Source organism: Paenibacillus sp. FSL R5-0749 (assembly GCF_038595085.1).
Classification (GTDB): Bacteria; Bacillota; Bacilli; order Paenibacillales; family Paenibacillaceae; genus Paenibacillus.
Map to the genome: position 1 here is coordinate 2,048,175 of NZ_CP152005.1, position 18,599 is coordinate 2,066,773.

Consider the following 18,599-nt stretch of genomic DNA (forward strand, 5'->3'; position numbering starts at 1 on the left):
TGCGTGTAATACTATAAAACAGTGTTATAGATGATTCCAATTGTTTTCGGGCCGCAGTGACTGCATATTACACACCCAGCCGTGGTTAGTTCCACCCGGGCCCCCGTCTGTTCCTGCAAAGATTTCTGCAAGTCCAACGCATCCTCTTCGGCCATGGTATGCACAACGATCAGCAGATCTGGATCGATCTGATCCTTCTGGCTAAGTGTATTAGTTAGCATTTGTTCCAGCGCTTTCTCCCGTTTACCGCGTACTTTATAAGCAGGTGCCATCTTGCCATCCGTTACCCGGATGACAGGGCGAATCTTGAGCAGGCTGCCAATCAGGTTCTGCATGCCCGAACAGCGACCGCCTTTATGCAGATACTCCAGGGTATCGATGACAAACTCGGTGCGTACATTTGGTTTCATCGCCTCAATCAGGTGTGTAATCTGATTCAGGTTTTGTCCTTGATCGGCAGCATATACAGCTTTCATCACCATCAGTGCAATTCCCGATGAGAGATTTTGTGAGTCAATAACCGAAATTCGACCTTCGGGGAACTCGGAACTCGCTAGTCGTGCATTTTGATAGGTAGAGGAAAGTTCAGAAGATAAGCTGATATATAGAATCTCATCCCCTTGATCTATGTAAGGTTGAAATGCCGTCATGAAATCAGCGGGGGAAGGTGCAGCCGTTTTGGGAAGACGCCCATCTTGGCTGACACGTTCATATAGCTGTTCAGGCTTGATCTCAGCACCATCTTTCAGTGATTCATCACCGAACACCACATATAAGGGGATAATGCCGATATCGTGCTGCTGGATCCATTCTGGAGCCAGATCACTTGTGCTGTCCGCAAAAATTTTGATTCGTGACATGTCAATCTCCTTTGAAAACAATGATTTTGGCAAAAAAATATAGATTATACTTATGTGTAGACCCATTCATTTTAATTATAAGGAAACAAGGCGCTGATGCAAACCGTTACATCATGTTCATGCCTATCACAATAAGTGCAACGAATAACAGAATCATCATTCCATTTAATATGGTTCCGATTATGGCAAAGACTTTCTTTCGATTCTTGAGGACAAGACCAATAATTCCAAGGATGCCTCCGGCGAGGTTGAGAATCAGACCGACCAAAATGGCTAATGAAGCCAGAACCACTGCTGGATGTAAGGCTATCTCTTCTGCCTGCAACGGGGTGAGCACTCCGATGGACTCGTTTATAGCCATGGTGGCAATAAAGAATATCAGAATGTAACCCAAAATCGCAACCAATCCTATGACAAAGCTGGCGATACCAGGTCCGGAATGTTTCAGTGGTACAATCGGTTGTCTCTCATGATCTGGTGGGTATGGATCATAACTGTTGTTATTGTATGGATCTGCATGGCCAGGGTTCTGATCCGTATTGTTATAACCTGAATTATAGGAATCGCGATTATCCATAATTGTAACTTGCCTCCCTTAAACATCTTATGAGTGTTATTAACCTAATTGATGAGTAATTATTAGCTTGTTCCCATCTTTCCGGTACTGAAACACCAACTTTTTTGGACTTGCACTTAAAATACAACGATGACATACCTGTTTACTTTTCCATAAATAACGATAAAAATCAAGGATTTACGCTTGTTTCCTACAATTTATAGGGCGGAGAAAGAATTGTTAAGTATAAACAGACATATGATCTTTGAAGTCTCCTCCCGACTGGCAAAGGAGGAGTGGATTCGCTACAATGATAGGAGTGAAGAGTAGTTGAAATAAGGGAGAGAACTTACATGCAACGAAGATGGATGATGCTTGGAGCTGTAATGACCATGCTATCGGTGGCGATCGGCGCATTTGGTGCTCATATGCTTAAGGATACGATTGGGCCGGCGGCCATCGCTACATATGAGACGGGTGTGCAATATCACATGATTCATGCATTGGGCTTGCTCATTATTGGCTTGACGGCTGGTCAGCTTGGGGCATCGACGAAACTAAAGTGGGCAGCACGTTTGTTGTTTATCGGGATTATCGTGTTCTCGGGTAGTTTGTATGTGCTTAGCATTTCTGGTATCAAGATTCTAGGAGCCATCACACCGATTGGTGGGGTAGCCTTCATTGCTGGATGGTTGTTATTGGCATTAGATGTATGGCAGCGAGGTAAGGATCGCTCCTGATCGGGCCGAAGGAATCTCGGAGAGTTCAATCCTACATGAACCATCGAACTAAAAAAGCAACTTGCGTTAGAATGTCCCGTCATTCTAACGCAAGTTGCTTTTTGTTTATTCCGATGAAGTAGGTTACAGAAACTCATCGATTTCATTGGTTCGGAACGTATACACCTGTTTTTCATCGACATGGTATATGCTCACAATACTAGTATCCCGATCAAAATTCAAAATGCGGCATGGAATGCTCTGATGTTTACCGTTCTTATTATTGACCACAATACGGGTAAGTCGATTCTCTTTAATGAGCGTGTCAATCCACGCATCAAACGAATTTCCTTCGGAAATATTGGATGTTTGAGTAGAGGTCTTTTTCTCAATAGCAGGTGTTTCTTGCTTGTTCTGTGTTTTGGCTGGAGCAGTTGAGGTAGGTGTCTGCGTAGAACCGGACGCCTTCTGTGCCGCGCTCACTTGTGATTTTTTACGTTCATTGTGAAGTGTGACGAAAGAGTCCTTCTTGGACTGGAGTGTCGCTTCAATAATTTTGCCTAGCTCTATGCCGGATTGAATCCGAAAGTCCGCAATTTGTTCCTCTTTGTTTATGAACTCCAACAGGGACTGCAGTGCCAATGCATTTGAGCGGCTCTTAATAAGTATATCGACATTAAATAAAAAGCCGATTTCCTCTTGATTGGATAAGGTTTCTTTCATTCATCCCAGCCCCGTTAAAAGATATGTCAGCTTAAAAAAACGCTTCAATCCACTATATCATTAAAAATGAATTTATCATAGTGCTAGAGAAGGGGAAAAATGATTATGATTAATTGGGTAAATATTACAAATGAACATCATTATTCGGGTCATTATTAGGTATCCACAAGACAATTGAGAATGAGGAAAACAATGATCGTGACCATGTGGAAGAGGAGGTGGATCAAGAAAAGAGTGGGCTTATTAGATCGGTAAGGAATAGTTCAGAAATATAATACCTGTCTTCTCAAAATCAACTCCGTAAAGGTTGTTCTTTTATTTTACTTCCCTCTATAATATTGATCTTCAAAATAGGATCATGCCCGACTCTAAGCATCTGTACTTTATTATGTAACAGTCCTCTTCTCGTTATGATACAATGTGTTTATCACATATTAAGGAATGAAGACCATGCGTCAAGAGGACAGTGTATTTGAACAAATTATGAAGCAGAAGAGATTGAGGACGATCAAGTCTGGAACTGATAATCTTCAAGTAGAGCCAATACATAAAAAGAAACTAGCTCAGGAGCAATTAAGTGCATTGGATATTAAGTTCAAAAATTCGGTAGTTGAATCAGTAGACCGCAGTGTACTTCATAGACGTGTACTGGGAATTAGAAGAGAGTTAACGGAGATAAGGAAATTAAAGAATGATGAGCATACGTTTTAAGGTAGGTCCACTTTGACCAGTTAAATTAACTCGTCTTCTTAACTCGAGAAGCTGATTAGATGTTATCAAACACTCCGAGATAAACTTTTAGACACTTAAAAATGATTATTATGAGAGCTGCCTCATTTCCGAGGTGGCTTTTTTAATATTTCACAGAAAGCATTCTTTTACATCCAAGTCTGCGAGAAGAATTACCAACAAAATATTCGGAAGATAAGTTCCTACATTTTCTCAAACACGGCAGGTGTCCACACGACAATCCAGAATGAGGCATACAATTATCGTGACCTGTGGAAGAGGAGGTGGATCGGGAAATTATGGTGACGATGGAGCCCATTGTAGTTGGAGAGCATGTATTGGTTGGGGTAGAAGTCAAGCTGCCCAAAACAACGTTGTTGACCATTAATACATCCAAAGGATATATCATGTGTGGAGCACTCGATGTGGGATTACTTAATGAGAAGCTCGGGGATCGCAAAATTATTGCGGCTCGGGCGGTTGGTGTGCGTACACTGGAGCAGTTATTGCATGCACCTATGGAGTCGGTGACAACAGAGGCCGAGGCCATGGGCATTACGGTTGGCATGACGGGTGTAGAGGCTTTGTTGAAAATGATTTAATCACTAACAAAAGGGCTACCCATAAGGGAAGCCCTTCTTTAGCATCGTAATATTGGCCTGGCACATCGTAGGCACCAACGCTATACACGACACTCTCTTCTTGAATACTCTTATTAAGTTAAGCTTCTTCCTTTGCGAACAAAGCAGCCAAATTTTCCTTGAAAGGTGCGCGAACAACGCCTTTTTCCGTGATGATAGCTGTTACATATTCGTTAGGCGTTACGTCAAATGCTGGATTGAATACTTTAACACCTTGCGGTGCTGTACGTTTGCCAAATCCTTCAGTGACTTCTTCCGCAGCTCGTTCCTCAATCGGAATAAGATCTCCGGATGGAGTAGACAAGTCGATCGTCGACAATGGGCTGGCTACATAGAACGGAATGTTGTGAGCCTTCGCAAGAACGGCCACACTGTAGGTCCCGATTTTGTTAGCTACGTCACCGTTCGCTGCAACCCGGTCTGTTCCGACGATAACGGCTTGAATCCAACCTTTGGACATCACCATGCCTGCCATATTATCACAGAGCAACGTAACGTCAATACCGGCTTGCTGAAGCTCAAATGCAGTCAGTCGTGCACCCTGAAGTACAGGACGAGTCTCGTCTGCAAATACTTTCAAATGGATACCGCGTTCCTGTGCGAGATACATTGGAGCGGTTGCCGTACCGTATTTCGCTGTAGCCAGTCCGCCTGCATTACAGTGAGTGAGCACACCCATACCATCCTCGAACAAAGGTAGGGCATTCTCGCCGATCATGCGGCATACTTCTTCATCTTCCTTCTGGATCAACAGAGCTTCAACTTCAAGGGCATCATTGCCCTCTTCCAGGCTCAAGCCGGATTCAACGACCACATTTGCTCTTTGCATCATGCGATCCAGCGCCCAGAACAGGTTCACTGCTGTTGGACGGGAAGTCGCCAGATGAGCACAGATGGATTTTACATGATCCAGCCAGCCTTGAATGGTTGTTCCATCGTATGATTTGGCACCTAATACAACACCAAATGCAGCAGCAATACCTATCGCTGGAGCACCGCGTACTTTCATGGAGTGGATCGATTCCCATACTTCCTCGGGTGTATAGAGTTTCAGCATAAGAATGGTTTCGGGCAATAGACGCTGGTCAAGCATTTCAAGTTTGTCCTTTTTCCAGATCAGAGAGGACAGAGGCTGATATTCAGGGGTTGTCATGGGTGGTTCCTCCGTTCCTTGTGTTAAGCCTTAGTCGTAGTAACCGCTGTAGATACAATATCCAGTACTTCACCGATGGTATTCAAACGGCGATTGTTTTTGATTAACGCTTTACCAATGGCCAATGATTTACGCTGAGCACGTTCACGTTCAGTTGCATTAGGAATGGTATCTATATCCGCCACGTGAGCGAGTCCCACGATACGACGAACCATTTTGGCACCTGCGAAGCCGATCGAATCTCTGAACAATTGCTGCACATACAGCTCCTGGTACCCAGGCGTTTTTGCCATCGGATCCACCAGGTCGTTAGCCCAGAGGGCACGGAAACGGGATTCGAATTCAGTCCATACATCACGAACCATATTCAGCAAAAGCGTTTCACGCTCACGTAAAGCAGTCTCATCCTGAATCCATCCTGGCAGGGATGCGTAATTTAAGAGCAGGTTTGCAAGGACTGCACCGACATCGAATCCCATGGGGCCGTAAAATGCAAATTCGGGATCGATGACTTTGGTCGATTCAGGTGTAACAAAAATACTGCCTGTATGCAGATCTCCATGAAGCAATGCCTGTCCATGTGTCAGGAATTTTTCCCGCAGCAGGGCCACTTCAAGGTGGAGCTCCCCATCCGTGCGAAGGGCGTCAGCTGCATCTTCAATGGAAGCATCATAATTATTTTTTTCAGCGATCCGGTAGGGTTCATCAAAGATCAGATCTTCCGTTATTTTGCATTGGTCCGGGTTAATGAATCTGCCCTGTTGTTCCTTCTTCAATTGCTGATCCATACCCAAGTCGGATGTGAAGAACAGCGTTCTCGCCATGAATTCCCCAATATGCTGTGCAAAAAGAGGATAGGAAACACCTTCAATCAGACCCTTGCGCATGATCACATGATCACTCAGATCTTCCATAACGGTTAATGCGAGGTCATCATCGTAATGATACACTTCCGGTACCATCCCTGGACACAGACGGTACTCTTCTTGAAGAATCTCACGTTCAATTCGGGCACGTACAAGAGAGAGTGGCCATGATTCTCCAACCACTTTCGCATAAGGAAGCGCCTGTTTGATAATGATACTTTTATCGGAGTTCTGATCCGTGATGTGGAATACCAAATTCAGATTGCCGTCGCCGATCTCGTGACAATCCAGATTTGCATCTGCCGCAAATGGACCCGGTAATGTTTTGGCCAGTTCAATTGCATCCTGGGGGGTTAAAGGGCGATATTGGGACAAAGGTGCCACCTCCATATATATGAAGAAACAGGAAAACCCACTTCTTTGCTTGGTATATGTCAGTATATCGGAAATAGCGCGGTTTTTGAACTTTTTTTTGAGACAACCCAAGTTGATCCTGATTCGAACTTCCTGTTCAAGGGTAAAAACAAATAGGCCGGACAGTTGAGAAAAACGCTGATCATGAGCCTCTCCGCTACCAAGCGGTGACACATTATTAACTCTCTGTTATGCATTTGCGGGACAACCTGCTTATCACGGCATGACAGGCTAATTTTAAATAAAAGGATGGGATTAATATGGCTACAAAAAACAAAACAGATCAAGCGAAATCGGTGGAACAAGTACTTAATCGTCAGGTAGCCAACCTGAACGTATTGTATGTCAAAATTCATAACTATCACTGGTACGTTAAAGGACCTAACTTCTTCACGTTGCATGTGAAATTCGAAGAGTTCTACAACGAAGTTACCGTGCAAATGGATGAAATTGCAGAGCGTATTCTTACGCTCAAAGGTAGCCCGGCGGCTACAATGAAAGAGTATCTGGAGCTTTCCTCTATCCAGGAGGCAGCTGGTGGCGAAGACGCGAAGACAATGGTGCAAAACCTGATCGAAGACTTTGCTACACTCTCGAATGAATATCAGGAAGGTATCGAGGTTGCAGATGCAGCTGAAGATCAACCGACATCCGATATGCTGACAGGCTTCAAGGCTGACCTTGAGAAACACATGTGGATGCTTCGCTCTTTCCTGGGTTAATACAGACAAGATCTAATCTAATACAAGTATGTTTCTTTCGTAAGCTTTCTGATCCCCGATCATGTTGTCAGAAACGCCCTGAGCGTCTATACTGCTGACAAGAACGATGGGGGAGGAACAGCTTATGTTAGAACCAACGATACCGGCTTTAAAAGAATGGGCCTCAGCAATCAAAGCACTGGAAACGGGTCGCCAAATTATGGTGATGCGCAAAGGTGGGATTGTAGAGGAAACCCGACATTTTGAGCTGAAAAGTCCGGCGTTTTACCTGTATCCGACTTATGAACATCAGCGTAAAGAACTGATTAAGTCCTCGGATCAATCCTCTGTTGAAGAATCATTGGCCGAATGGGTGCCCGAAGCTTCGACAATCCGCATTACTGCTTATGCCGAAGTAACGCAGGATCTGGAGATACGAGATCAGGAGATGCTGGATCGACTTCTTGACTTTCATATGTGGACAGCGGATTTTGCCGAAGACCGTTTGAAATGGAAACGGAAAGATCCGCTCCATGTATTGATTTTACGTGTGTACCTTTTGAAAGAACCGATGGAAATCCCCGTATTGCCTGAATATAATGGCTGTCGCTCATGGATTTCTATTCCGAATGGTCCGGTGCCGCGCGAAATGACGCCAGTGGTGGACGTTGCGGATTTTGACGAACAGGTACAGAAGATTAACGAGATGCTCAAATTGTAATATTATTAATGAAGGGGCTTGTCCATAATATGGATAAGTCCTTTTTTGGATTAGTGTGCAGCAGATATGATAAAAGCTTGATTTTCTGTGATTTTTCTCACTGTCCATCTCGGCAGAAGATGTTTTCTCATTTGATTCAATCTGGTATTTATTATAGAATCAGAAAGAATAATGTTTCCTTCAAGGAATATACACTCTTAGGAAATAGCTTGATTATCATTGAGAATCAGTTTAGAATTATTCTAAAGTGTTCTTGCTTTGAAGATTCGAGTACAAGAGAAATTCAGGGGAAGCCCTGTTCAGATATAATAGGCGCTTTTTCGTTTTCGACAGCAAACATCAATTTAATCAATGGAGGGAAACAATACACATGGCTACGAATTTCGTCATTGAAGGTCTGAAAGCGACGATCGAAGGTAAGGAAATCCTGAAAGGCATCAACCTGGAAATGAAAGGTGGAGAAATCCACGCAATCATGGGTCCGAACGGAACAGGTAAATCAACTTTGGCTTCTGCATTGATGGGCCATCCGAAATATGAAGTAACTGACGGTACAATTACACTTGATGGTGAAGATGTATTGGATATGGCAGTAGATGAGCGTGCACGTGCAGGTCTCTTCCTGGCTATGCAATATCCAAGTGAAATTGCTGGTGTTACTAACTCCGACTTCTTGCGTAGTGCAATTAACGCACGTCGTGGCGAAGGTAACGAGATCTCCCTGATCAAGTTCATTCGTCAAATGGAAGGTAAAATGAAAGAACTCGACATGAACCCTGAGTTCGCTCACCGTTACCTGAATGAAGGTTTCTCCGGTGGTGAGAAAAAACGTAACGAGATTCTGCAAATGATGCTGCTTGATCCGAAAATCGTAGTACTTGATGAAATTGACTCCGGTCTGGACATCGATGCTCTGAAAATCGTGGCAAACGGCGTAAATGCAATGAAGAGCGAAGATCGTGGTTTCTTGATCATCACTCACTATCAACGCCTGCTTAACTACATTACTCCTGACTACGTACACGTTATGATGCAAGGTCGTATCGTGAAATCCGGCGGACCTGAACTGGCACACCGTCTGGAAGCTGAAGGATATGACTGGGTTAAGGAAGAGCTGGGAATTACAGACGAAACTGTAGGTCAAGAAGCGTAAAGACAAAACGGAGGAGGATTAATTAATGACTACACAAACAATTCTTCCGGTTGAATCTGAAGCGCTTCGCGCCTTGTCGGAAAGCAACAATGAACCCGGCTGGTTGACCGAACAGCGACTCGAAGCTTTGAAGCTTGCGAGTGGGCTTGCGCTTCCTAAACTGGAAAAACAAAAAATCGAACGCTGGAATGTCAGCGAGTACGGAACATATAAAGCAAGTGAAGCTATTTCTTCTTTGACAGAAGTACCTGCTTCTATCAAAGATCTGGTTCAGGATCAAGCTGAAGGCAGTCTGGTTATCCAGCGCAATTCCGGTGCGGTATATTCTAAAGTGTCTGCTGAACTGGCGGCAAAAGGAGTTATCTTCACGGATCTGGCTACTGCGGTTCGCGAACACAGTGATTTGGTAAAACCATATCTGAACACAGCAGTGAAAGCAGATGAGCATTCCCTTGCTGCACTTCATGCGGCACTTTGGAACGGCGGGGTGTTCCTGTATGTTCCGAAGAATGTTGAAATTGAAGTACCACTGCAAGCAGTGCTGCTTACGGATGATGCATCTGCAACGTTTGCACCTCACGTACTCGTGGTTGCAGAAGCAAACAGCTCAGTAACTTATGTGGATAACTATGTATCCGGCGAACTGTCCGCACCTGTATTCCATAATGGTGTTGTGGAAGTATTCGCAAAATCTGGTGCTAAAGTACGCTATGCATCGGTTCATCAACTGAGTGTGAATGTAACTGATGTTTCATTCCGTCGTGCAGTCTTGGAGAATGATGCTTCGATCGAGTGGATCGTTGGTGAAATGAACAATGGCGATACAGCAAGTAACACGATGACTGTGCTTAAAGGCAATGGATCAAGTTCCGACTCCAAAGTTATCGCTGTAGGTTCCGGTTCCCAGAAAATTAACTACACCACAGAAGCTCGTCACTTCGGCAAGAATACGCCAAGTCAGATGATTACACGTGCAGTTATGCGTGAAGAAGCTTCTGCAATCATCAACGGCATCACGAAGATTGAGAAAGGCGCTACCAAAGCTGATGGACAGCAGACAGAGAAAGTATTGATGCTGAGCCCTAAAGCACGTGGAGACGCTAACCCAATCCTTCTGATTGATGAGGATGATGTAACAGCAGGTCACGCGGCTTCTGTTGGTCAAGTCAATGCCGAGCAGATTCATTACTTGATGTCGCGCGGAATTAACCGTACGGATGCCGAACGCCTGATCATCTATGGCTTCCTGGCTCCGGTGGTGGCGGATATTCCTCTGGAAGCACTGCGTACCCAATTGCAGTCCCTGATTGAGAAGAAGCTGGGACAATGAACCCGTCCATTCGCGAGCAGTTCCCGATCCTCCACCAGGAAATCAACGGACACCCGCTCGTATATTTAGATAGTGCTGCAACTTCACAAAAGCCTCGTGCTGTGATTGAAGCGGTCAAACATTATTATGAGTATGAGAACTCCAACGTGCATCGTGGTGTTCATACCCTTGGAAGCCGTGCAACGGACGCTTACGAAGGCGCACGTGAGAAGGTAGCCAAGTTTATCAATGCACGTAGTACGCAGGAGATTATCTTTACCCGCGGGACAACGACAGCCCTGAATCTGGTGGCTTCATCATACGCCCGCGCCAATTGCAAAGAAGGCGATGAAATTGTTATCACGCAAATGGAGCACCATAGTAATCTGATTCCTTGGCAGCAAGTTGCCAAGGAGACAGGTGCAACATTGAAATACATCCCGCTTCAGCCTGACGGTCATATTGAACTGGCTGATGTCGAGAAGACGATTACGAACAATACTAAAATTGTAGCAATCGCTTATGTATCCAATGTTATGGGTCTGATTCATCCTGTGAAACAAATTGCTGAAATTGCACACCGCAATGGTGCTGTCATCGTTGTTGATGGCGCACAAAGCACACCTCATATGAAGGTGGACGTGCAGGATCTGGACTGTGATTTCTATGCATTATCCGGTCATAAAATGTGCGGACCAACCGGAATCGGTGCACTCTACGGCAAAAAGGCGCTGCTGGAGTCCATGGAGCCTATTGAGTTCGGCGGTGAAATGATCGATGATGTGGGTCTATACGAATCCAACTGGAAAGAGCTTCCCTGGAAGTTCGAAGGTGGAACCCCGATTATCGCAGGTGCGGTAGGATTGGGAGCTGCCATTGATTTCCTGGAACAGATTGGTATGGATGAGATTGCACATCATGAGAGTGTGCTGGCAGCTTATGCAACAGAACGTCTGGCCGAGATCGATGGGTTAACCATCTATGGCCCAGCGAAGCGGCATGTGGGTGTTGTTACCTTTAATCTGGGGGATGTTCATCCGCATGATGTGGCAACCGTACTGGATGCGAGTGGCGTAGCCATTCGTGCCGGACACCATTGCTGTCAACCGCTAATGCGCTGGCTTGAAGTTAGCTCAACAGCTCGTGCCAGCTTCTATCTATACAATAACGAACAAGATGTAGATCGGCTTGTCAGCGCCTTAATCCAGACAAAGGAGTACTTTGGCGATGCAACTTGATGATCTGTACAGACGTGTTATAATGGACCACTACAAAAACCCGCGTAACCGCGGAACATTTGATAATGACGCTGTCACGGTGAATTTGAACAATCCAACGTGCGGCGACCGGATTTCACTGCAAATTTTGCTGAAAGACGGAATCGTTCAGGAAGCCAAATATACGGGTGAAGGCTGCTCCATCAGCATGTCCTCTGCATCAATGATGACGGAGGCCGTCAAAGGCAAAACGATGGAACAGGCACTCGATATCGCTAACCGTTTTTCCTCACTGATGAAAGGTGAAGAAGTCGATTTCGACGATTATGAAGATCTCGAAGCCCTATCCGGTGTGAACAAGTTCCCTGCACGCATCAAATGTGCCACTCTGGCCTGGAATGCATTACGCAAAGGGATTGACGAAGAGAACAAAGTACAATAACGATAGGGAGGTAGAGCAAGATGGCTAAAAAAGCACCAGAAATGGAAGAGTATAAATATGGTTTCCGCGACGAGCACAAATCCATCTTTCAAACCGGTAAAGGTCTGACTGCAGAAGTAGTTACCGAGATTTCCCGGATTAAGAACGAACCGGAATGGATGTTGGAATTCCGTCTGAAATCCTTGAAGCAATTCGAAAAGATGCCGATGCCGAAATGGGGCGGAGATCTCGACGGATTGGATTTCAACGATATTCAGTACTACGTTCGTGCTTCTGAAAAACAAGGGAAAACATGGGAAGAGGTCCCTTCTGAAATCAAGGAAACCTTTGATAAATTGGGTATCCCTGAAGCAGAGCAAAAATTCCTTGCAGGGGTATCGGCTCAGTATGAATCTGAGGTTGTATATCACAACATGCAAAAGGAATTGGAAGATCAAGGGGTAATCTTCATGGATACGGATACGGCTCTCAGAGAGCATCCGGAAATCCTGCGTGAATATTTTGCAACAGTTATTCCGCCAGCAGATAACAAATTTGCTGCATTGAACAGTGCGGTATGGTCTGGAGGAAGCTTCATCTACGTGCCTAAAGGCGTTAAATGTGAAGTGCCTCTGCAAGCCTACTTCCGGATCAACTCCGAGAATATGGGGCAATTCGAGCGTACACTTATCATTGCGGACGAAGACAGCTTTGTTCACTATGTAGAGGGCTGTACAGCTCCGATCTACAGCACAAACTCACTGCACAGTGCGGTCGTTGAGATCATCTGTAAGAAAAATGCTCGTGTTCGTTACACAACGATTCAAAACTGGGCACCAAACATCTACAACCTCGTTACGAAACGTGCGGTTGCAGAAGAAAATGCAACGATGGAATGGGTCGATGGTAACATCGGTTCCAAACTGACGATGAAATATCCAGCGGTTGTACTGAAAGGTCGTGGAGCTAAAGGTTCCGTACTCTCCATCGCTGTAGCTGGTAAAAACCAGCATCAGGATGCAGGTGCGAAAATGATCCACTTGGCTCCGGATACAACATCTACGATCGTATCCAAATCCATCAGTAAACATGGTGGTAAAGTAACGTACCGTGGTTTGGCTTCCTTTGGACGTCAAGCTGAGGGCGCGAAATCCAACATCAAGTGTGATACACTCATTCTCGATAATGAGTCCACATCAGATACAATTCCTTACAATGAAATCATGAATGATAACATCATGCTGGAGCATGAAGCTACGGTATCCAAAGTGTCCGAGGATCAGCTCTTCTACCTGATGAGCCGCGGTCTGACGGATGCAGAAGCTACACAAATGATCATCATGGGCTTCATTGAGCCATTCACGAAGGAATTGCCAATGGAATATGCTGTTGAGATGAATAGATTGATCAAATTCGAAATGGAAGGCTCTATTGGTTAATCCCATTCAAAAAGGATTATTCAGCAGATCGGGACGTTCTCGTCCTGAATCCGACCTAACTTAAATCATGTAATACTAAAAAAGATCGAGGTGAATTCCTCGGTCTTTTTTTTATACTGTTCTGTTCATTTATTGTACATATTAATGATCAGATTCTAGTATAGAACGAAATATAAGGGAAAAGAATTTGACTAAAAAAGCATACTGCTATGCTTAACCCTAGTCTGAGCAATGCTTATTTGTAATAAAATAAGACCAATAGCACAAGCCATTTCATAGATTTAAGCATGTAATGATAGAAAAGGATGTGAGTGTATGAGCGTTAACCCTTTCGAGGGATATCGGATTACAAGTTCATTCGGCTATCGCATTCATCCCATTCATGGTGGACAAACATTTCACCGCGGAATTGATCTCGTAACAGAGCCGTGGAATGGCCCTGTCTATGCCTTTATGGAAGGCAGGGTACGTTTTGCTTCCGAAGGAGTTACAGGCTCCGGATTCGGCGGTTATGGGCTTACAGTTGCCCTTCAAGATCATCGAGGCTACTTGCATTGTTATGGTCACCTTTCTCGCATTGCCGTAACAGTTGGACAGTTGGTGAAACGAGGCCAGCTGATCGGTAATCAGGGAAGCACGGGTCAGAGTACTGGTCCGCATGTACATTATGAGATTCGTAAAACAAGTGCACCCTCTTACGGGTATACAGCCAGTGAAGATGGTGTGACGGAACCGGCTGCATATCTGGCGGCCGAATACGGAACTGCGACTCAGGAACAGGAGGCTCCGCCGATGACCGCTGAGCAGAAGAGAATATTTGAAGACATGCAGAAGACACTGGAGATTCAAGGGGATTGGATTCAGCAACAAAAGCAACTTTCCAATATGGATTGTCCTACATGGGCGCAACAAGCGTATGATTATTATCGTCCGTTTATTATGAACGACAAAGGCAGTTATGATTTTTGGAGATTACTTGTTATCATGCACCGTAAGGAAAAAGGCATCCAGGTTCATTCGGATTAGAATATATAGATCATTCGGAACGACAGGATTTATTTTTATGAATAGTTCGAATCCTCGGGGCAGAACCAGGCAGACAACCAATTGTGGAATGTTGCCACTTCGCCCGGTTCATTAGGTCGATAAACGTCATATGTTAGGGTATACCTGATGAAGAGGAGGCAATCACATGAGCGAAGTAGGATATGGCTGTGGAGGCAACGTAGGCGGAGTAGGTGGCGTTGGTGGATACAATATGTTCACTAACACGGGTGCAATCCTGGTACTGTTCATTCTGTTGGTTATCATCACAAAAGCATTCTGCGTGTAATCCAATATGATCGAATAGAAATACACAAAGGGAAGCCGATTAAGGCTTCCCTTTGGTCATAATTAACTTATTAAGTTTGCTATGCCTATCTAAGCTACTTTTTGGTTCTTCGTATGCATGTTTGTACAATGAACAGTTACTGTACATAGATCTCAACGATAGCAATATCTCTTTCTTTCGCTAAATCAATAAAGGCAGTAGAGGTCTGAACGAGTGGGCGGAAGTAATCTGCAGGATTATTCATCACAATTAGTCCCGTCTGACCCGTGGAGAGCAGAACCCGTTTACCGATAAAATTAGGCAACATGTGCTTGATCAGTTCCTGCGTGGCTTCACCATTTAACTGACCGAAACTGAGACTGTACAGTTCACACAGAACAGAGATTAGTTCCTGTTTGGTTTGATACACCCGATTGGTCGTCATGGCGCTGTAAACGTCCGCTACAGCCGTTATACGGGAATATGGGTGGATCTCGTCCCCTCGCAGTCCATGGGGATAACCACTTCCATCCTCGCGCTCATGATGCTGAAGAGCAACCGTTGCCAGAATTTCATCCTGCGTGGATTCTTTAATGATATCGTACCCATAGAATGTGTGTTTCTTCATTTCGTCAAATTCTTCCGTGGTCAATTTACCAGGTTTATGTAACATTTCAGAAGGAATCTTGGACTTGCCAATATCATGAAGATATCCTGCTTTGGCTACCGTTAGACATTCCTCGGGGTTATAACCCATCCAGCCGGCGATATAAAAAGCGAGCATTCCGACTTGCAATGAATGGTTATACGTATAATCGCTATCCCCGTCCAGCATAAGCAACAAGGAGACAACATCTTTCTGCTTTTCCAACTGTCCCGTTAGGGTAATCAAAATCTCATCGACTTGTGTCTCATCAATAAAACCCTTCTCCATCGCTTGTTGAAATAGAGACTCAGTACCTTTGATCGTATCGTTAAACAGATTAGTTAACAGACGGGTTTGATCGGAAGGTAAGGTTTGTGCATCAGAGTGTAGGTCGGATGTTGTATGTTCTACATCTGCGTAATCGATTCCATGTTGCAGCAGCTTGGACAGGTCATCTTCACTGAGGGTGGAACCTTTCATCAGGATGTGGAGACCCGAACTGTTGTATACATCATTTTTTAACAGGTCGCCAGGTTTGAGATCAGTAACATGCACTCTCACGTATAAACCACCTTTTCCTCGACTAATATCGACATATATCATTATAATAACAAGAAAAAAATGGGTTGACAACGACTTATTTACTATTAACCCACTCTGTCTAAAAAGGTGTAAAGGCTCATTGTTTAGTTCTCCATGGGGTTCCATGGTCCTAATTGATGACCCTTCCATTCTGATCCATCGTCCCAGATTTCCTTTTTCCAGATCGGAACGGTCTGTTTGAGTCTCTCTATGGCGTAGCGGCTTGCATCATAGCAATCGTTGCGATGAGGTGAGGATACGGCAATGACTACACTAATCTCTGCCACATCCACTTTGCCAATGCGGTGACTGATTGCACACAACACACCAGGCCATCGATCGGAGATTTCCACACCAATAGCCGCCATCTGAGAAAGGGCCATTGGCACATAGGCCTCATACTCCAGATGGACGGTGCGCTGTTCACCAGTCATTTCACGAGTCGTACCTACAAAAGTAAGAGCTGCCCCGTGATTCGGGGTAATCACTAGCGCCGTTGTTGCTTCTACAGACAAGGTGGACTCTGTAATCAGGAATAAGCCATCTTTCGTCCGATGCTCAGGAAAAGTAGATTGATGCTCATTGGATATATCCGTACCATCGCCTCCCGAGACTGGAGGTATTAAGGCAAGTTCGTCTTCTGATCTAATTATAGTATCGGCAGGAGCGTACTGTTGGTTAACGGCCAAAAAGGATGACCTTATCTGAGAAGCTGCCTCAGGGTAAGCCAGACTCAGTTTTTCTTTTATCTCGGCAGCGGTTGGAATGCCTTCAATATATTCAAACTCCAGAAGGGATGTATTTAAGCGTTCAGCAATGCCTGCAAATAGTTGAATTGTCAATTTCATGGATATGGTCCACCTCTTTTTGGTCTTTAAACCCTTTAAATATATCATAACGACGTGGAAAATGTTATGCTTATCCATTAGAAGAATGAACGTTTATTCAAGAGCAGGGGAGGCGGTGTGATGAGCACCAGGGAGAAGCAAACGTTAACGATTCTACACACCAATGACATTCATAGCCACTTTGGCTCCATGAGCACCATCGCCGCTATGATCAATGAGGAACGGGACCAAGGTGGCAACCTTCTTGTATTGGATATCGGTGATCATATGGACCGGATGGCCGTTGAAACAGAGGGAACACTGGGTACGGCTAATGTTGATGTTATTAACCTGACGGGCTACGATGCCATTACAATTGGTAACAACGAAGGACTCACGTTTACGGCAGATCAGCTCGCGCAGTCCTATGCTGGCCTTCTGTGTCCTGTGGTATGCGGCAATGTTGTGGAGCAAGATACTGGCCTTCCGCCAGTCTGGATGAAACCTTCTCTGATTGTGGAGAAAGGTCCATTTCGCATTGGTCTGCTGGGGGCAACTGCGCCTTTCACCACGTTTTACGAACTTCTTGGGTGGGATGTTCTGGACCCTCTGGAGTCACTAAGTGCTCAAGTAGATTCGTTACGTGATGAAGTGGATGTGGTGGTTATTCTTTCACATCTGGGACTTTCCACAGATCGGAGACTGGCGGAGCAGATCACTGGAATTGATGTTATTCTCGGTGGACATACCCATCATGTTCTAGAAGAACCATTAGTCATAGGCCAGACCGTGCTGGGCGCAGCTGGGAAATTTGGACAATGGCTTGGGAAAGTGGTTCTGGAACGAACAAGCGGGGGAGAACCTCTTCAACTGGTAAGTAGCGGTTGTATGGCTGCCAAGAGTATATTACTGGATGATCAGGTCGCGCTGGCAATCGCTACGGATCGTGCGGAAGCCGAAAGGGCACTTAATCAGACGGCAGTGATAACAGACCGGGTACTGCCCATCGCGTATGACCGGGAATCGCCGCTAGCAACATTGCTTGCACAAGCTGTTCGTCATTTCACGGGGGCACAGCTATCGTTGGTGAATGCAGGTCAGCTTCTCGGAGATCTTCCACAAGGTAATATTACAAAAGGAATGTTGCATTCCCTATGTCCATCTCCTATAAATGCTTGTACAATATGCTTGAGTGGAAGTCATATTCGTGAAGCACTTGAACAGTCCTTGCTGGACGAATTTTCAGGTAAGCCTATTGTCGGCTTTGGTTTTCGTGGTCAAATTCTAGGTACGTTATGTATGGATGGAATGGAAGTTCAATACAATCCGCATGCGCCTGCCTATGAGAAGATCCAGACCATATCCATTAATGGGGAGCCTATGGACGAACAGTGTGAGTATATCGTTGGAACACTGGACATGTTTACGTTCAATGTCGGGTATCCTCCTCTGGCTCATGGAACCCGTACGCTCTATCATCTTCCCGAATTCATACGCGATCTGCTGGAAACGGAAATTAAACGACCAGGGGCTCTGGACGACAGCCTGCGAGCCCGCTGGCATCAAAGCTAAATTAAAGGACTTGCCTTCTGCTGAAGCGGCGGCTAGTG

The 18,599-nt window shown here is 45.0% G+C and carries 20 protein-coding genes; 13 read left to right on the forward strand and 7 right to left on the reverse strand.

Going from position 1 to position 18,599, the window contains the following annotated elements; translation table 11 throughout:
* Positions 1-11: 11 nt before the first annotated feature.
* Positions 12-860 carry a DegV family protein gene (locus MKY85_RS09235; RefSeq protein ID WP_342572429.1) on the reverse strand — a complete coding sequence of 283 codons (849 nt, stop codon included), beginning with the start codon at positions 858-860 and terminating at the stop codon, positions 12-14.
* Between the two features lie 106 nt (positions 861-966).
* Entirely contained in the window at positions 967-1,437 is a 471-nt protein-coding gene (locus MKY85_RS09240) for a hypothetical protein (protein WP_342572430.1), read from the reverse strand.
* A 332-nt stretch (positions 1,438-1,769) separates the two neighbouring features.
* Between MKY85_RS09240 and MKY85_RS09245 the strand changes: the two genes are divergently transcribed.
* The gene (locus MKY85_RS09245) at positions 1,770-2,156 is read left to right on the forward strand and encodes a DUF423 domain-containing protein (protein WP_091032639.1); all 387 of its coding nucleotides are present in this window, start codon (positions 1,770-1,772) and stop codon (positions 2,154-2,156) included.
* A 123-nt stretch (positions 2,157-2,279) separates the two neighbouring features.
* Here the strand turns inward: MKY85_RS09245 and MKY85_RS09250 are convergent, their stop codons facing one another.
* Positions 2,280-2,858 (reverse strand): hypothetical protein, encoded by a 579-nt coding sequence (locus MKY85_RS09250; RefSeq protein ID WP_339240930.1) that lies wholly within the window; start codon positions 2,856-2,858, stop codon positions 2,280-2,282.
* Positions 2,859-3,308: 450 nt separating this feature from the next.
* On the opposite strand from MKY85_RS09250, the gene MKY85_RS09255 reads away from it, so the two are divergent.
* Together MKY85_RS09255 and MKY85_RS09260 are read left to right on the forward strand one after the other, a co-directional pair.
* Positions 3,309-3,569, forward strand: coding sequence for a hypothetical protein (locus MKY85_RS09255; RefSeq protein WP_342572431.1), 261 nt, complete (start codon positions 3,309-3,311; stop codon positions 3,567-3,569).
* Between the two features lie 317 nt (positions 3,570-3,886).
* Complete coding sequence (locus tag MKY85_RS09260) at positions 3,887-4,189, forward strand: DUF1805 domain-containing protein (protein WP_017689545.1); 303 nt, start codon at positions 3,887-3,889, stop codon at positions 4,187-4,189.
* Positions 4,190-4,307: 118 nt separating this feature from the next.
* On the opposite strand, the gene mtnA is transcribed toward MKY85_RS09260, so the two are convergent.
* Entirely contained in the window at positions 4,308-5,381 is a 1,074-nt protein-coding gene (gene mtnA, locus MKY85_RS09265; protein ID WP_339240946.1) for an S-methyl-5-thioribose-1-phosphate isomerase, read from the reverse strand.
* A gap of 23 nt (positions 5,382-5,404) precedes the next feature.
* Positions 5,405-6,622, reverse strand: a complete 1,218-nt coding sequence (mtnK, locus tag MKY85_RS09270) for an S-methyl-5-thioribose kinase (RefSeq protein ID WP_342572432.1) — start codon at positions 6,620-6,622, stop codon at positions 5,405-5,407.
* Positions 6,623-6,921: 299 nt separating this feature from the next.
* Here mtnK and MKY85_RS09275 point away from each other — a divergent pair, with 299 nt between their 5' ends.
* The 9 genes from MKY85_RS09275 (at position 6,922) to MKY85_RS09315 (ending at position 14,955) form a co-directional block, all read left to right on the forward strand.
* On the forward strand, positions 6,922-7,383 hold the full coding sequence (locus MKY85_RS09275) for a Dps family protein (protein WP_017689542.1): 462 nt from the start codon (positions 6,922-6,924) through the stop codon (positions 7,381-7,383).
* A gap of 124 nt (positions 7,384-7,507) precedes the next feature.
* Positions 7,508-8,083, forward strand: coding sequence for a DUF1802 family protein (locus MKY85_RS09280; protein WP_342572433.1), 576 nt, complete (start codon positions 7,508-7,510; stop codon positions 8,081-8,083).
* Positions 8,084-8,453: 370 nt separating this feature from the next.
* Positions 8,454-9,236: a Fe-S cluster assembly ATPase SufC gene (sufC, locus tag MKY85_RS09285; RefSeq protein ID WP_062833524.1), complete on the forward strand. Its 783-nt coding sequence runs from the start codon at positions 8,454-8,456 to the stop codon at positions 9,234-9,236.
* A 25-nt stretch (positions 9,237-9,261) separates the two neighbouring features.
* Positions 9,262-10,566, forward strand: a complete 1,305-nt coding sequence (gene sufD, locus MKY85_RS09290; RefSeq protein ID WP_339260096.1) for a Fe-S cluster assembly protein SufD — start codon at positions 9,262-9,264, stop codon at positions 10,564-10,566.
* Positions 10,563-11,783, forward strand: a complete 1,221-nt coding sequence (locus MKY85_RS09295; protein ID WP_091032625.1) for a cysteine desulfurase — start codon at positions 10,563-10,565, stop codon at positions 11,781-11,783. Before sufD ends, MKY85_RS09295 begins: the two co-directional genes overlap by 4 nt.
* Complete coding sequence (gene sufU, locus MKY85_RS09300; RefSeq protein ID WP_017689537.1) at positions 11,773-12,204, forward strand: Fe-S cluster assembly sulfur transfer protein SufU; 432 nt, start codon at positions 11,773-11,775, stop codon at positions 12,202-12,204. The genes MKY85_RS09295 and sufU overlap by 11 nt, the downstream gene beginning before the upstream one ends.
* 20 nt (positions 12,205-12,224) lie before the next feature.
* Entirely contained in the window at positions 12,225-13,622 is a 1,398-nt protein-coding gene (gene sufB / locus MKY85_RS09305) for a Fe-S cluster assembly protein SufB (RefSeq protein ID WP_339240954.1), read from the forward strand.
* 315 nt (positions 13,623-13,937) lie between these two features.
* The gene (locus MKY85_RS09310) at positions 13,938-14,648 is read left to right on the forward strand and encodes a M23 family metallopeptidase (protein ID WP_342572434.1); all 711 of its coding nucleotides are present in this window, start codon (positions 13,938-13,940) and stop codon (positions 14,646-14,648) included.
* 166 nt (positions 14,649-14,814) lie between these two features.
* A complete protein-coding gene (locus tag MKY85_RS09315; RefSeq protein WP_017689533.1) occupies positions 14,815-14,955 on the forward strand; it encodes a hypothetical protein in 141 nt (46 codons plus the stop codon).
* Between the two features lie 136 nt (positions 14,956-15,091).
* Here the strand turns inward: MKY85_RS09315 and MKY85_RS09320 are convergent, their stop codons facing one another.
* Together MKY85_RS09320 and MKY85_RS09325 are read right to left on the reverse strand one after the other, a co-directional pair.
* On the reverse strand, positions 15,092-16,141 hold the full coding sequence (locus MKY85_RS09320) for an HD-GYP domain-containing protein (protein ID WP_339240956.1): 1,050 nt from the start codon (positions 16,139-16,141) through the stop codon (positions 15,092-15,094).
* A 125-nt stretch (positions 16,142-16,266) separates the two neighbouring features.
* A complete protein-coding gene (locus MKY85_RS09325) occupies positions 16,267-17,010 on the reverse strand; it encodes a molybdenum cofactor biosynthesis protein MoaE (RefSeq protein ID WP_342572435.1) in 744 nt (247 codons plus the stop codon).
* 120 nt (positions 17,011-17,130) lie between these two features.
* On the opposite strand from MKY85_RS09325, the gene MKY85_RS09330 reads away from it, so the two are divergent.
* Positions 17,131-18,561, forward strand: coding sequence for a 5'-nucleotidase C-terminal domain-containing protein (locus tag MKY85_RS09330; RefSeq protein WP_342572436.1), 1,431 nt, complete (start codon positions 17,131-17,133; stop codon positions 18,559-18,561).
* Positions 18,562-18,599: the final 38 nt, after the last annotated feature.

What these genes read in the sequence shown, in the direction of transcription:
- MKY85_RS09235 (WP_342572429.1), bottom strand. Translation starts at nt 860, where the DNA reads ATGTCACGAATCAAAATTTTTGCGGACAGCACAAGTGATCTGGCTCCA.
- MKY85_RS09240 (WP_342572430.1), bottom strand. Translation starts at nt 1,437, where the DNA reads ATGGATAATCGCGATTCCTATAATTCAGGTTATAACAATACGGATCAG.
- MKY85_RS09245 (WP_091032639.1), top strand. Translation starts at nt 1,770, where the DNA reads ATGCAACGAAGATGGATGATGCTTGGAGCTGTAATGACCATGCTATCG.
- MKY85_RS09250 (WP_339240930.1), bottom strand. Translation starts at nt 2,858, where the DNA reads ATGAAAGAAACCTTATCCAATCAAGAGGAAATCGGCTTTTTATTTAAT.
- MKY85_RS09255 (WP_342572431.1), top strand. Translation starts at nt 3,309, where the DNA reads ATGCGTCAAGAGGACAGTGTATTTGAACAAATTATGAAGCAGAAGAGA.
- MKY85_RS09260 (WP_017689545.1), top strand. Translation starts at nt 3,887, where the DNA reads ATGGTGACGATGGAGCCCATTGTAGTTGGAGAGCATGTATTGGTTGGG.
- mtnA (WP_339240946.1), bottom strand. Translation starts at nt 5,381, where the DNA reads ATGACAACCCCTGAATATCAGCCTCTGTCCTCTCTGATCTGGAAAAAG.
- MKY85_RS09275 (WP_017689542.1), top strand. Translation starts at nt 6,922, where the DNA reads ATGGCTACAAAAAACAAAACAGATCAAGCGAAATCGGTGGAACAAGTA.
- MKY85_RS09280 (WP_342572433.1), top strand. Translation starts at nt 7,508, where the DNA reads ATGTTAGAACCAACGATACCGGCTTTAAAAGAATGGGCCTCAGCAATC.
- sufC (WP_062833524.1), top strand. Translation starts at nt 8,454, where the DNA reads ATGGCTACGAATTTCGTCATTGAAGGTCTGAAAGCGACGATCGAAGGT.
- sufD (WP_339260096.1), top strand. Translation starts at nt 9,262, where the DNA reads ATGACTACACAAACAATTCTTCCGGTTGAATCTGAAGCGCTTCGCGCC.
- MKY85_RS09295 (WP_091032625.1), top strand. Translation starts at nt 10,563, where the DNA reads ATGAACCCGTCCATTCGCGAGCAGTTCCCGATCCTCCACCAGGAAATC.
- sufU (WP_017689537.1), top strand. Translation starts at nt 11,773, where the DNA reads ATGCAACTTGATGATCTGTACAGACGTGTTATAATGGACCACTACAAA.
- sufB (WP_339240954.1), top strand. Translation starts at nt 12,225, where the DNA reads ATGGCTAAAAAAGCACCAGAAATGGAAGAGTATAAATATGGTTTCCGC.
- MKY85_RS09310 (WP_342572434.1), top strand. Translation starts at nt 13,938, where the DNA reads ATGAGCGTTAACCCTTTCGAGGGATATCGGATTACAAGTTCATTCGGC.
- MKY85_RS09315 (WP_017689533.1), top strand. Translation starts at nt 14,815, where the DNA reads ATGAGCGAAGTAGGATATGGCTGTGGAGGCAACGTAGGCGGAGTAGGT.
- MKY85_RS09325 (WP_342572435.1), bottom strand. Translation starts at nt 17,010, where the DNA reads ATGAAATTGACAATTCAACTATTTGCAGGCATTGCTGAACGCTTAAAT.
- MKY85_RS09330 (WP_342572436.1), top strand. Translation starts at nt 17,131, where the DNA reads ATGAGCACCAGGGAGAAGCAAACGTTAACGATTCTACACACCAATGAC.